The following is a 13,865-nucleotide window of genomic DNA, read 5'->3' as shown; positions in this document are numbered from 1 at the left end:
CTTCTTACCTTAATTTCTTTCTCAGTAACCAATCCGTATCTACTTTTTGACCAACCATAAAATGATGTTGGCTAAATTTTTCAAAACCATATCGATTATAAAACGCTTGAGCTTTTGTATTATGCTCCCAAACACCTAGCCAAGCCCAGGAAAAATTATTTTTGGTAGCAAGTTCAAGAGCGAATTCAAACAGTTGCTTACCGAATCCAAATCCTTGAAATTTTTGTAGCACATAGAGGCGTTGAATTTCAAAAGCATCCTCTAACTCTCTCTCAGTCTGAGCACTTCCCCAGTTGACTTTGAGAAAACCAGCTATCTCCTCTTCATGCATAATGAAGTAGGTTTCGGATTCTGGATTTTCCAACTCAGTTGACAAAACTCTCAAACTATAAGCCTCTTCAAAGTATTCCTGTAACTGCTCTTCCGTATTATCATGCGCAAATGTTTCACGAAAGGTTTGTTTGGCAATTTTAGCCAACACCTCAACATCTGCCATTTCTACTTTTCTAATCATTATTTAAACTGTTCTGAGAAGCGGACATCTCCTTGGTAGAATCCACGGATATCGTTGATTCCGTAACGGAGCATAGCTACACGCTCTTGTCCAAGACCAAAGGCAAATCCAGAGTAAACAGTCGCATCGATACCACTCATCTCAAGGACACGAGGGTGAACCATACCGGCACCCATAATTTCGATCCAACCTGTTTTCTTACATACGTTACAGCCTTCTCCACCACACTTGAAGCAAGAAACATCCACCTCAACAGATGGCTCTGTGAATGGGAAGTAAGAGGGACGCAGACGGATCTGACGCTCTTCACCGAACATTTTTTGCACAATCAACTGAAGCGTTCCTTGAAGATCTGCCATAGAGATATTTTTCCCAACAACCAAACCTTCGATTTGGTGGAATTGGTGACTGTGGGTCGCATCGTCTGTGTCACGACGGAAGACACGCCCTGGCGAAATCATCTTCAAAGGACCTTTTGAAAAATCATGGGCATCCATAGCACGCGCTTGAACTGGAGACGTGTGGGTACGGAGCAAGATTTCTTCTGTGATATAGAAAGTGTCCTGCATGTCGCGAGCTGGGTGGTCTTTCGGAAGGTTCATACGCTCAAAGTTATAGTAGTCTTGCTCAACTTCAAAACCATCCACGACTTGGTAACCCATACCGATAAAAATATCTTCGATTTCTTCACTAGTTTGTGTGAGGACATGACGGTGACCAGCCGCAACTGGACGACCTGGAAGTGTCACATCGATACTCTCGCTAGCCAGTTGAGCCGCGACTTTCTTTTCTTCCAAGAGCTTAGCTGTTTCTTCAAAGGCTGCTGTCAAGACATCACGCGCTTCATTGACGTGCTTCCCGATAATCGGACGCATCTCAGCAGAAACATCTTTCATCCCTTTGAGGATTTCAGTAAGCGAACCCTTTTTACCAAGGACAGAGACACGTAATTCTTGCATCTCTTTTTCATTTTCAGCAGTAATCTGCTTCAAGCTAGCCAGCGTTTCTTCACGAAGCGCTTTTAATTGTTCTTCAATAGTTGACATAATTCCTCCATCAGTCTCTCGTAGATAAAAAGAAAACCCCATGCCAAAAACTCCACTCGGAGCGTTGACACGCGGTACCATCCGTTTTCATCTGACAAGTCAGACCTTCATTTCTAAATCCATGCGCAAGTGAATTCACCCAGCTTTCATATAGAGAGCTTGCAGTCACGGCTCTCCTCCCTGATATACTTCCCTTGAGTTACTAGTCTTGCAGATTTCTATTCAATTACTACTTAGTTTATCAGATTTTTAGTTAAAAAACAAGTTAGATTAGACTAATTTCAATATAAAACTCGTTCCTTTTTCTGTTGCTCCATTTTCCACAAATCCAAGCGACTTGAAACACCTTCTAGAAGCATGATTGTAGGTGTAGATTTCCTTGACTCTCAATTCTTTCCATCCTTTTACTCGAGCCAATTCAATCAAAGTACTTAGAACTTTTTTCCCAATCCCTCGATGTTGGTAAGCGGGATTCCCAATCACAATGGGGAGATTATCCTGAGATAGTGTAACATCCCCAATTGGAAGCCATTCTCCCTTCTCCTTAACTTCAATCCAAAAAAGCTCACCATGCTGATCCAAATAGGAATACATAGCTTCCAAGGTCGCTGGACTGTACGGTATCTTCACACCATCTACGAGGTAAACCAAGTTCACATCCTGATACCAAGCAAAAGCTTCCTCACAATGATTGACCTGATAATAAGGAACAAGACGCAGTGCATCATCTATTTGTAGGGTCTGTTTCATCTGCTTTCCTTTTCAATAAGAGAGTTGCTGCTTGATTAAAACCCTCACACCAGTTATACCATTTTGCTTCATACTCATCTTGAGCTAAGATATGATTTTTTAAATTCAGAACAGAGTAAATTTTTCTTTCTTCGCAGGCTTGCGCATAGAGATGATATAGTTCATCACCGCCGTCTCTATCAAATTCAGCAGAAATCGTATCCCGACCTGCCAATAAAGCCTGATAAGCCCTGTGATGCCCATCTGTAATCAACAAGCAATCTCCGAACGCAAGAATACTGATTGGGTCAACATTGATCATTTCTGCCGACTGATAAAGCATCTGGATGCCTGCTAGTTTCTTTTCTGATAAGTATAGTTGAGTCGGATGAAGATCTTTTATATTGACTTTCATTTCTTTCTCCTCAAGGGAATTTGATACTCATTTCTGCTTGCCTTTAAATCGCCATTGGAAACGAAGCTTGTCATAGAAGGGAAATTCGATAAACAGGACTACCAAGCCCACACAGAGACTGGCAAGAACGTCTGATGGATAGTGAACTCCCACCCAAAAAGAGACAGTAGTTCATACTACTATTACTCTATTTTCATTGCTTTCACAATTGCTAAGGCAGTCAATACAAAAATAAAAAGTGGAAGCACTGTGATTTTTAGGTTTGTAGCACTCGCTAAGGCAACGATGAGCATGCTAAGAATTCCTGGTACAACAACATTGAATACTCCAAGCACTGACTGGATGGTTCCCATGACTTCTTCTGGAACCATCGAGAATACAAGGTTGAAAATCCGAGGTCCCATCATTCCTACTGCAACTGCGCATAAGAAGACAACCACCAATAAAAGAAGGAAATGATTGGTCAACCAAGAAAAGAGAATACAGAGATGCATAATTTCTTCAAAGTAGACAATCATTTTTATGGGAATATTTTTTAGGATACCTCCACTCAAAAAACTTCCCACAATCGTTCCTGAAAAAGTAACCACTGACAATACTGCAATGGATTGCCCAGTGTCAAAGAAGATAAATGGATGATGAATCAACATCAAAGTCGTTAAAGGGGTAATAATGCTTAAAATCATTTGATTCATAGCAGCAATGAATATTAATTTGATGATGGCTGGAAAACTTGCCAATATCTTCATAGAATAGAGGAAATGCTCTCCAAAAGATTTTGCGGTTAATCTTTTACTAACCTCCATCTGTCCCTCAATATCTCTCAAAGAAGTACGAATAAACACCACACCCAACAGTGCAAAAAGAAAGGTCAAAGCATTCAAACCTACAAACATCTGAAGACTGATGACCCCAATCAAAACTCCACCTGTAAGGTTGCTAAGAATATTAACTACACCAGCAGTTGCCTGTCTAAACCCCATAGCATCTGTCATATCATCTCCTATAATCCTCACATACAAAGGAGAAATCATAGCACCTGCAAAATAACTCATGGTATCTGATAAAAGATTGATGCCACAAATAAGAAAAACCATCCCCATAGAAAAGTTCTTATCCGTTACAAACAGTGTCAATAGAGTATAAAGCAGAAACTTACTTGCCAATATAGCAATATATTTTGCAACACGATTTTTTTGAAAATCGGCAATAACGCCTGTGAACAACTGAGAAATCTGCGGCAAAGTCTCCGAAACTGTTATACAAAGAACAGCTAATGAAGCAAATTTATATCCCGATACATAAGAAATAAAGGAAATATAAAACAACGTGTCACCAAATGACGAAACCCATTGATTAATCAGCAACATTCGATAATTTTTATTGGTCAGAAAAGTATTCATTGGATTGCCTCCTTCTTCAGCTCAAAAGGAAATTGAAATCCTAACAACGCCCAATATATCCCCAAAGTTCCAATACCAAAATCAAAAACTATTGATGATATTCTAACACATCAATTTTACTTCGTCAATAATTTTATGGTGTTTTCTTATTTTTTTTGAAATATGAATTTAAGTTATCTAAAAATACAAATCTTTTTCTTAATCTTCACTTTCCAATAATTTCATTTCCTTCTCAATTTCTAGCATCATTCTCTGCTTCTCTTCGTGCTTGTAAAGCTGATAAGATACTTGATAAAAACCTAGTATCCTATCCCTTTCAGCAAATCCAACGCTTATATTTCCCAATAAACAATACAAATCTGCTAATCGATAACTACTATTATACCTTTTACAAATAGCTATTGTTTCTGTAATTTCTTCTATAGCTTCAGATGTTCGTTCATTCAACCACAAATATCTACAATAGTTATATCGGAATTTAATCATCAATTCTAACTGTTCCAAATGATGAACAGATAGTGACTGGAGGTTCTCTTTTAAAAGTTGATAGAGTTCCTGATATGTGTCTTCCTGCCCCATATCAAAATAAAAATTAGCCAAGGTATTTCCCAGTTGTAGATAGTAAAAATCAGATTTTTTCAGAGATAACAATATTTTTTCCAGTTTCGCAACTGCCTCTGTTTGATGATTTAGATAACGGAATTGAACTAATGTATCAATCCAGTCCAAATAAATCTGGTCTTTAGCAGATAGACGAGCACGTTTAGATTTTTCCAGTTCATAGATATAATGGAGAGATTCATATTCCCTCTCATCTAAAAATTTCTTAGATAGTTCTTTAAACTTATCAATATTTTCTAAACTAGAAACCTCAGTATCTTCAAAGAAATAATCCATGCTCACCTTCAAGCGCTTAGATAGTTGAAAGAGTAATTCTGACCCAGGTGAGTATTTACCTTGCTCCATACGGCTAATCTGCCCTTGCTCACAAATCCCCTCAGCTAATTCTTTTTGAGATAATTTTAATTCCTTTCTTTTATTTTTTAAGCGTGTCGCTAATAACATACCCACACTTTCTTCCTCCTTGCTTTATTTATTAAAATATATCAAATTCTAAAACATGTTTAAAGTATATATTTCATATACTTCTATTTCTATTTGTACAATTTTTTATCTTTTCCATCACTTCTGCTTGCCTTTAAATCTCCATTGGAAGCGGAGCTTATCATAAAAGGGAAACTCGATAAACAAGACTCCCAAGCCCACACAGAGACTAGCAAGGACATCTGATGGGTAATGAACTCCCAGATAGACCCTTGATACCAGCACACTAACTAGGTAGAACCCAAGGACGATTTGCACGATTTTTCTCCAGACTGGATTTTTCATCCGTTGACTGAGAATGACAATCAGAGAACCGACCATCAAGGTTACAGCCAGAGAATGGCCACTTGGGAAGGAAAATCCCTTCTCCTCCACCAGATGTAAGATAGCTGGTCGTGGGCGCTGGTAGATGTTTTTAAAGGTCACGATTAAAAGACCTGCCAAAGCCAAATTCCCCAGCATAAGTAGGCTTTCTATCTTCCATCGCTTACGATAAAAGATAAAAGCTGTAATGACGACCCAAGTGATAATCACTGGGATATCAATCAAGCGTGTGATGGTCCTGAAAAGAATAGTCAAATAATCTGGCAAGTCTCCTCGAACGGCAGTTTGAATCGGTTGGTCAAAACCGACCAGCGTTTCAGGGTAAAATTTGACCATATAGCCAAGAATAACGAAAAGTAAAAGGGCAAAACTGCCCTTCATTAAAAATGTTTGTTTATCTTTCATAATGTTTTAAGGTTGGTTTCAAAAGGACGTACAACAACCAGAATGAAACGGAAAAGATTACACCCTCAATCAAATTAAAAGGTAATACCATGGTCATTAGGTAGTTGGAAAGTCCCAAAATTTTTCCAATATCAAAGTTAGCAAACTTAGCGTACAAAGGAACAGCGTAAACATAGTTGAGAACCAACATAGCCACGGTCAAGCCAATAGTTCCAGCTAGAGATCCTAGTAGGAAACGAAGGGGTGTCCGTTCCTTTTTCCAAATCAAAGCAAATACGATGACAAAAACTCCCAAAGCTACGATATTCATTGGCAAACCAATGTAAGTATTCACTCCCTGGCTGTTAAGAAGCAATTTCAAGAGTGAGCGAAGCAAGAGAACTCCTAGAGCAGCAGGCAAATCCATGACCACCAGACCCACAAGGACTGGCAAGATACTAAATTCAATCTTGAGGAAGGACGCCGCTGGTAAAAGCGGAAAGTCAAAGTACATCAGCACAAATGAGATGGCTGATAAGATCGCAATGGTCGAAAGTCGACGTGTGTTTGTCATAACAGGTTCCTCCAATTTTCTATAAAATCAGAAGAAGTTAGAAAGGATCCCTCTATCTATTCTCACTTTTTATATCCCAAAAGTTCCCTCTCACTCTATTAAGGAAAATAAAAGCAAGCGGTTACAGTTTAGCTATAAATCTATCAGAACAGACAAAGCTATTCTTTCGTCTTCTCCCATCCAGACTATACTGTCGGTTGTGGAATCTCACCACATCAGCTTGCGCTCGCGGACTTCTTTAAAGAGAAGGAAATAGAGATTTTTCTTTTAGACTAGGCGACAAGCTGTAGGCATAACTTCTGGTTAGGCAAAGCTTGTCAACAAAGTATAAAAGGAAAAGATCATTTCCTAGTTAAAGTCACCGCCGGTCGGGAATCACACCCAGCCCTGAAGACTCTTTTATCATAACAAAAAACGCTTGCAAGCGCAAGCATTTTGTTCACTTTCATTTTCATTTTTTATTTCAATTTATCCACTTCGTAGGTATGAACAAGATCAAGACCTGCAAAGTTCTGCTGGCGAAGAGCCTCATAGACAATCATACAGACGGTATTCGACACATTGAGACTGCGGACGTGTTCATCATTCATGGGAATACGGAGAGCCTTCTCAGGATGTTCTCGCATAAAGTCCTCAGGCAAGCCCTTGTCTTCACGTCCAAAAAGAAAATAATGGTCCTCGTCAGTCGATAAATCCACCTCAGAATAGACTTTTTCTGCGAATTTTGAAATCAGATAGAGTTTACCCTTCATCTGGGACATGAAATCTTCCAAACTGTCGTAAAAATAAATCTCTAGCTTATCCCAATAATCCAATCCAGCCCGCTTCATCTTGCGATCATCAATAGGAAATCCCATAGGCTTGATGATGTGGAGGGGAGAATTGGTCGCAGCGCAAGTACGCGCGATATTGCCTGTATTTTGTGGAATTTGAGGTTCAAATAATACAATGTGATTTGTCATGACTTGCTTCCTTTCACCATTGCAAAAAAATAGCCACACTGCCCGGAGTCAAGCTCAGCAAACAGCGTGGTTAAGGCATCGTTAACTTACCTCACAACAGGTTTGAAGTAAATCAGCGAAACTACTTTCTTAGTATAACACTTTCAGAATCATTGTCAATAGAAACGACTTGATTTTTTCAATTTTTTCAAGCTATTTCCAAGGGTTTCTAGGAGAAAATTCTTAAATATCTGCAAAAATTGCTTACTCTTTTATACCTATCTGTGGACTGGGAATGATGATATTATGACCTCGTTATCTCAAATACTGCTGTATGAACCCACTCATTATGAATTTGTAAGTCATTTTCTATAACCCTACTAAAGGTGAAGCCATTTTTTAAAAGCACCCTCTGAGAGGCTAGATTGTCCGTTGCCGTCCCTGCAATGATTCTATTGAAACCATAAGTCGTGAAGGCCTTTTCTAAAACGAGTTTAACCGCTTCGCTTGCATATCCTAAATTAGTAACATTTTCTCCAATCCTATATCCAAGTTCTGCTGTTTTTCGATTATTCTCTAAAACACTTAAATTGATTCTTCCAACCATAACGCCTTGTGTATCTCTAATAAGATGCATGTAGACATCATGATTCTCTTGTTCCCTTGTAATTTCTTTAAAACCTTCTAAATCAAAATAGTTAGCTGGTCTAGGAGGTAAATTCCGCTCAAAATACTCTCGATTTTCTTTTTCAAAAGAATAGACGTCTAAACTATTTTCTTCAGATAACAGCTCTAAACTGATCATTACAAATCCTCTCCTATCATAATCTACATTCAAATTTTCTCATGTTTACACAAAGTAAAATTAACACGATTTAAATTAAGTACTTTTACTATTCTATATCGTCTCTACATTATGACACTGAACTTAGTTGAAAATGATTATACTTGAATAACTTTAATTTTGTAGTGTAAATTCTACTATAAAGTATACAAACTAATTCATATTTTGTAAAAAAGTTTCAAGTATACAATTATTAACTTTATTTCTCATACAATCTATCAATAAAAAGTTATAGAATAATTTCTCTTTACTTATCTAATGAAAACTTTGACAACACTATTTCCAAGGGTTGTAAAATCTTCCCTGATTCTGCAAGATAAGTAGTAAACTAGTTACTAAAAACAAGGCTGCCAAGAGCAAGGTAATATAGTCTCCTTTTTTCAAGGCCTGATAACTATACCATGTGCGTTTTTTCTCTTTCCCAAAGCGGCGAAGCTCCATGGCGGTCGCAATGGTATCAATGCGTTCTAGCGAACTGAAAATCAAGGGAGTAATAATGCGCAAATTACCTTTGATTCGTTGCATAAGAGAAGCTTTCTTGGATAATTCCATCCCACGCGCTTCCTGAGACATCTTGATGGTAAAGAATTCTTCCTGCAAATCTGGAATATAGCGCAAGGTCAGGCTGACAGAATAGGCAATCTTGTAGGGCACACCGATTTGATTTAAACTAGAAGCAAACTGACTAGGATGAGTTGTCATCAAAAAGATAATAGCCAGAGGAATGGTGCAGAGATACTTAATGGCTAGATTTAGCAGATAAAAGAGCTCTTGACTGGTCAGAGTGTAGGCACCGATTCCCTGCCAAATCACGCTTCTCTCTCCGTAAAGTCCAACCCCATACTCGGGAGAAAAGAGATAGACCATCAAAACGTTTAAAACGGCAAATACCGTCGCAAAAACTGCTACAAAAGAAACATCTTTAAAGCGGATTTCTGACAAATAGAGGAGAAAAACCGAAAAGATAGCAATCAGAACAAGCAGTCTGGTATCATAGCTAATCATGGCAGCCAGTGACACGAGGATGAAAAAGAGAAGTTTCCCAGCTCCTGACAAGCGATGAATCACAGTATCTCTATGCTGGTAACCGATTAATTTAGCTTGCATCCTTCTCTCCTTTCTTTGTAAAATGCCGTTAAAGCAAGTGGATCCACGTCGAGTTTCTTAGCCAAGTTGAAGATTGAAGTTTCTTTTAGATTGGCTTTTATTAACAGCTCAGGATTGCTCAACAGACTAGCTGGATCGGTATCGGCAATCAATTCCCCGTCCACCATGACAAGGGCTCGGTCTGAATAATCCAGCATCAATTGCATATCATGGGTAATCATGACAATGGTATGACCTTTTTGATGCAACTCTTCGAGAAATTCCATAATCTCAGTATAGTTCTTCTGGTCTTGACCTGCTGTCGGTTCATCTAGGAGAATAATTTCAGCCCCTAAGACCAAAATTGAAGCAATGGTGACACGTTTTTTCTGACCAAATGACAGGGCAGAAATAGGCCAATTACGGAATTCATAGAGACCACAGATTTTCAAGGTTTCATAGACTTTCGTTTCAATTTCCTGCTCGTCTACACCTCGCAAACGAAGTCCTAGAGCCACCTCATCAAAAATCATATTGGTTGAAATCATTTGATTGGGATTTTGCAGCACATAGCCTACTCGTTCCGCCCGCTCTGCAACAGAATCTCCTTTGATATCCTGTCCTTCCCAAAGGTAGCGACCTTCCGTCTGAATAAAGCTACTTAAGGCCTTGGCTAGGGTTGACTTCCCTGCTCCATTTTTTCCGACAATGGCAATCTTTTCACCCTTTTTAATATCTAAATGAAGAGACTTTAAAATCGGTCTATCATCATAAGCAAAAGAAACATTCTCTAATCTAAAAAGTGACTGAAATTCTGACGTCTCTTTTGCCGGTTCTATCTGCAACTGGACCTGACCTTTTGAGATAGACAAGTTATCAAGATCTGCTAATTGTTCTTCCGCGGCTAAATCCACACCCAATTGACGGAGAGACGTTAGATAAAGGGGTTCTCGAATTCCATTTTGTGTCAATAAATCAGTCGCCAGTAATTGATCAGGGCTCCCATTAAAAAGGATACGACCATCGTTTATCAAGACAATCCGATCCACAGGGCGATGCAGAACATCCTCCAAACGGTGCTCGATAATAAGAGTCGTCGTCCCCTCCTCCTTATGAATCTGATCAATCAATTCGATAATATCCTGACCTGACTTGGGATCCAGATTGGCGAGTGGCTCATCAAACAAGAGAATAGGACTCTCATCAATCAAGACACCAGCCAGACTGACCCGTTGCTTTTGTCCACCTGACAAATCCTGGGGACGCTGAGCCAGCAAAGTGAGAAGGTCCAGCTTTTCAGCCCATTTATGAACACGATTTTTCATTTCTTCTAGAGCTGTTACATCATTTTCCAGAGCAAAAGCCAAGTCTTCTGCCACGGACAGACCGATAAACTGCCCATCTGTATCCTGCAAAACTGTGCTGACCAGATGAGATTTATCGTAGATGCTCATATCAAAGGCTGCTTGCCCCTTGATCAAAAATTCTCCAGACATCTGACCCTTGTAAATATTGGGAATAATTCCATTCAAACACTGACCCAAGGTAGACTTGCCTGACCCAGATGGCCCAACAATTAAGACTTTCTCTCCCTTGTAAATGGTCAAGTCCACCCCTTGCAAGGTCGGTTCTTGTTGCGTTTCATACTGGAAAGAGAAATCCTTCCACTCAATTATAGCTTCTTTCATCTTACTCTCTTCATTCGCTTCTTCTACTCAATGAAAATCAAAGAGCAAACCAGGAAGTTAGCCGTAGGTTGCTCAAAACACTGTTTTGAGGTTGCAGATAGAGCTGACGCGGTTTGAAGAGAGTTTCGCAGAGTATTAGACTTCTATTTTATCATAAATCAAGCCCTTCTTGCAGTCTCTTCTCTTAAAATCTTAGTGCCAACAAGATTCCTATCCTAGCTTGCTTGCCTAACTAGTCTATAAACATCGAAAAAGACCGGTTGCCCAGCCTTTTCCTTATATTAATCCTTTTTCAAACTTCCTGAACGAGTCTGCGTACGTGAATAAGCTAGCAAGAGAAGGGTACCTGCGATAGCTACAGTTACAGCATTAGCAATTCCTGCAACAATCCCTTGGGCAAATACTTTTTCTGCCGCTTCTTGATAAATCACAACATCTCCAAGTGGTGCCAAGACACCCCAAACAAGAGCATTTGCGACAATCTGAATGAGGTTAAAGAAGACAATATCCTTCAACTCAAAAACACCCTGTGTTACTCGAATGTATTTTCTAAAGAGTCCGACGGCTAGACCAAAGAGACCACTAGCAATAATCCAAGTCCACCACAGACCGTAACCAGCAAGAGAGTCCTTCACTGCATGACCAATTAAACCAACAAGTAATCCCACTAGAGGGCCAAAAATGATAGACAAGAGGCTCTGTACCGCATACTGAAGCTGGATGCTTGTATTTGGAACAGGGGTCGGAATACTAATCATCCCAATGACAACAAAGAGCGCAGCTCCAACACCGATAGCAACAACTTGTTTAATTGATTGATTTTTCATCTATATTCTCCTATTTTATGCTTCTATTTTCTTTATTTCAATGGTCCAAGATGAACCGACACCCACATTATAGGCCTTGGCAAAGGAACCTTGGTTGATAGCCAGACCTAAACGATAGAGGGAGTTGATGTAAAGGATGGGTTGCCCAATTCTCACATCTGCAAATGATTTGCCATAAACAACCTGATTTTGATAGACTAGCATATCAGCGTGATAGAGGTCCAAAACAAACATCCAGAATATCAATAGCTCCCCTCAAAAATATTATAAGTCGTGATATCGTGCGTCAAATGATGAATTTTTATGGTTGGAGACTCTTCTAAAGCCACTCCAATCATAGTCGATACCGCACCATCAACCAGACCAAAGTCTGATTGTAATACCAGTAAATTATTATTCATTTTATCTCCTTGTATATCCTTTATCATACCATATTTCATAGAAAGATGCTACTAGCTATTTCAATTGATTAGGGTATAGTTTTACCTTATAGCAAATTTCCTACTAAAAGCTCTTGTTATTAGCTAGTAGGTGCATTTTTTCTTGAAAAAAGGTATGATAGTTACATCATGAAAAAGTAGGTTTTATTATGAAAATTATCCTTGTCGGAGGGGGAAAAGTTGGTTTTGCTCTCTGTCGCTCCCTGGTTGCAGAAAAGCATGATGTTTTGCTGATTGAGCAAGACGAAGCCGTTCTCAATCATATTGTTAATCGCTTTGATATCATGGGTATCCTTGGTAACGGGGCCGATTTCACCATCCTTGAGCAAGCCAGTGTTCAGGATTGTGATATCTTTATCGCCTTGACTGAATACGATGAAGTGAACATGATTGCAGCCGTTCTAGCCAAAAAAATGGGGGCTAAAGAAACCATCGTTCGGGTGCGAAATCCTGAATACTCTAACTCTTATTTCAAAGAAAAGAATATTCTCGGCTTTTCTCTTATCGTAAATCCTGAGCTCTTGGCTGCCCGCGCTATCGCCAATATCATTGACTTCCCCAACGCCCTATCTGTCGAACGCTTTGCTGGTGGACGCGTTAGCCTCATGGAATTTGTTGTCAAATCCACTAGCGGTCTTTGCCAAATGCCTATTTCTGATTTTCGGAAAAAATTCGGCAATGTCATTGTCTGTGCGATAGAAAGAGATCATCAAATTATCATCCCAAGTGGTGACATGACCATACAGGATAAAGATAGAATCTTTGTCACTGGTAACCGTGTTGATATGATGCTCTTCCATAATTATTTCAAATCTCGTGCTGTGAAGAGCCTTCTCATCGTTGGAGCAGGTAGAATTGCCTATTATCTACTAGGTATCCTCAAAGACAGTCGTATTGATACCAAAGTCATCGAGATTAACCCTGAAAGGGCACGTTTCTTTAGTGAGAAATTCCCAAATCTCTATATTGTTCAAGGAGATGGTACCGCAAAAGATATCTTACTAGAAGAAAGTGCTCAAAACTATGATGCAGTAGCAACCCTAACAGGAGTTGACGAAGAGAATATTATTACTTCTATGTTCCTGGATAGTGTCGGAGTACAAAAAAATATTAGCAAGGTTAACAGAACTAGTCTCCTTGAAATTATTCATGCGCCTGATTTCTCAAGCATTATCACTCCGAAAATCATCGCTGTAGATACAATCATGCACTTTATTCGTGGCCGTGTTAATGCCCAATATTCAGACCTTCAAGCCATGCACCATCTAGCAAATGGCCAAATCGAAACCCTACAATTCCATATCAAGGAAGCCAATAAAATGACTGCCAAACCTCTTTCTCAACTGAAATTGAAAAAAGGGGTTCTTATTGCAGCCATCATTCGAAAGGGCAAGACTATTTTCCCTACTGGGGAGGATACGCTTGAAGTCGGAGACAAGCTCCTAGTAACAACCTTGTTGCCAAACATCACCAAGATTTATGATTTGATTACGAGGTAAGAAATGAATAAAAGTATGATTCGTTACCTCCTTTCAAAGTTACTTTT

14 protein-coding genes, 2 pseudogenes and 1 riboswitch are annotated in these 13,865 nt (G+C 39.2%); of the genes and pseudogenes, 1 reads left to right on the top strand and 15 read right to left on the bottom strand.

Annotation, left to right across the window (positions count from 1 at the left end):
- Window positions 1-4: 4 nt before the first annotated feature.
- From RWM06_RS04260 to RWM06_RS04190, 15 genes and pseudogenes are all read right to left on the bottom strand, one after another.
- Complete coding sequence (locus RWM06_RS04260; RefSeq protein ID WP_313970226.1) at window positions 5-514, bottom strand: N-acetyltransferase; 510 nt, start codon at window positions 512-514, stop codon at window positions 5-7.
- Complete coding sequence (gene pheS, locus RWM06_RS04255; RefSeq protein WP_313970225.1) at window positions 514-1,560, bottom strand: phenylalanine--tRNA ligase subunit alpha; 1,047 nt, start codon at window positions 1,558-1,560, stop codon at window positions 514-516. Before pheS ends, RWM06_RS04260 begins: the two co-directional genes overlap by 1 nt.
- Window positions 1,561-1,830: 270 nt before the next feature.
- On the bottom strand, window positions 1,831-2,280 hold the full coding sequence (locus RWM06_RS04250) for a GNAT family N-acetyltransferase (RefSeq protein WP_313970233.1): 450 nt from the start codon (window positions 2,278-2,280) through the stop codon (window positions 1,831-1,833).
- Window positions 2,281-2,284: 4 nt separating this feature from the next.
- Window positions 2,285-2,704, bottom strand: coding sequence for a chromosome partitioning protein ParB (locus RWM06_RS04245; protein ID WP_313970224.1), 420 nt, complete (start codon window positions 2,702-2,704; stop codon window positions 2,285-2,287).
- Between the two features lie 27 nt (window positions 2,705-2,731).
- Window positions 2,732-2,860: pseudogene (locus tag RWM06_RS04240) on the bottom strand (phosphatase PAP2 family protein); the annotation flags it as partial.
- Window positions 2,861-2,886: 26 nt separating this feature from the next.
- A complete protein-coding gene (locus RWM06_RS04235) occupies window positions 2,887-4,107 on the bottom strand; it encodes an MFS transporter (protein WP_296172345.1) in 1,221 nt (406 codons plus the stop codon).
- Window positions 4,108-4,305: 198 nt separating this feature from the next.
- Window positions 4,306-5,178, bottom strand: coding sequence for a helix-turn-helix domain-containing protein (locus tag RWM06_RS04230; protein ID WP_102210602.1), 873 nt, complete (start codon window positions 5,176-5,178; stop codon window positions 4,306-4,308).
- 111 nt (window positions 5,179-5,289) lie between these two features.
- Window positions 5,290-5,940 carry a phosphatase PAP2 family protein gene (locus tag RWM06_RS04225; protein ID WP_313970223.1) on the bottom strand — a complete coding sequence of 217 codons (651 nt, stop codon included), beginning with the start codon at window positions 5,938-5,940 and terminating at the stop codon, window positions 5,290-5,292.
- Window positions 5,930-6,493 carry an ECF transporter S component gene (locus RWM06_RS04220; protein ID WP_216729940.1) on the bottom strand — a complete coding sequence of 188 codons (564 nt, stop codon included), beginning with the start codon at window positions 6,491-6,493 and terminating at the stop codon, window positions 5,930-5,932. The genes RWM06_RS04225 and RWM06_RS04220 overlap by 11 nt, the downstream gene beginning before the upstream one ends.
- Window positions 6,494-6,657: 164 nt before the next feature.
- Window positions 6,658-6,892, bottom strand: a riboswitch (FMN riboswitch).
- A gap of 59 nt (window positions 6,893-6,951) precedes the next feature.
- On the bottom strand, window positions 6,952-7,455 hold the full coding sequence (locus RWM06_RS04215; RefSeq protein WP_313970222.1) for a tRNA (cytidine(34)-2'-O)-methyltransferase: 504 nt from the start codon (window positions 7,453-7,455) through the stop codon (window positions 6,952-6,954).
- Window positions 7,456-7,738: 283 nt separating this feature from the next.
- A complete protein-coding gene (locus tag RWM06_RS04210; protein ID WP_313970221.1) occupies window positions 7,739-8,239 on the bottom strand; it encodes a GNAT family N-acetyltransferase in 501 nt (166 codons plus the stop codon).
- Between the two features lie 315 nt (window positions 8,240-8,554).
- Window positions 8,555-9,385, bottom strand: coding sequence for an energy-coupling factor transporter transmembrane protein EcfT (locus tag RWM06_RS04205; RefSeq protein ID WP_261078636.1), 831 nt, complete (start codon window positions 9,383-9,385; stop codon window positions 8,555-8,557).
- Window positions 9,370-11,052 (bottom strand): ABC transporter ATP-binding protein, encoded by a 1,683-nt coding sequence (locus RWM06_RS04200; protein ID WP_313970220.1) that lies wholly within the window; start codon window positions 11,050-11,052, stop codon window positions 9,370-9,372. Before RWM06_RS04200 ends, RWM06_RS04205 begins: the two co-directional genes overlap by 16 nt.
- A gap of 281 nt (window positions 11,053-11,333) precedes the next feature.
- Complete coding sequence (locus RWM06_RS04195) at window positions 11,334-11,879, bottom strand: ECF-type riboflavin transporter substrate-binding protein (RefSeq protein ID WP_033689391.1); 546 nt, start codon at window positions 11,877-11,879, stop codon at window positions 11,334-11,336.
- A gap of 15 nt (window positions 11,880-11,894) precedes the next feature.
- Window positions 11,895-12,280, bottom strand: a pseudogene (locus RWM06_RS04190) (SAM-dependent chlorinase/fluorinase).
- A 188-nt stretch (window positions 12,281-12,468) separates the two neighbouring features.
- Between RWM06_RS04190 and trkA the strand changes: the two are divergent.
- The gene (trkA, locus tag RWM06_RS04185) at window positions 12,469-13,818 is read left to right on the top strand and encodes a Trk system potassium transporter TrkA (protein WP_313970219.1); all 1,350 of its coding nucleotides are present in this window, start codon (window positions 12,469-12,471) and stop codon (window positions 13,816-13,818) included.
- Window positions 13,819-13,865: the final 47 nt, after the last annotated feature.

It is taken from the genome of uncultured Streptococcus sp., assembly GCF_963516575.1.
Taxonomy (GTDB): Bacteria; Bacillota; Bacilli; order Lactobacillales; family Streptococcaceae; genus Streptococcus.
The sequence above is the reverse complement of the archived record's forward strand: the minus strand, read 5'-3'. Positions and strand labels throughout refer to the sequence as shown.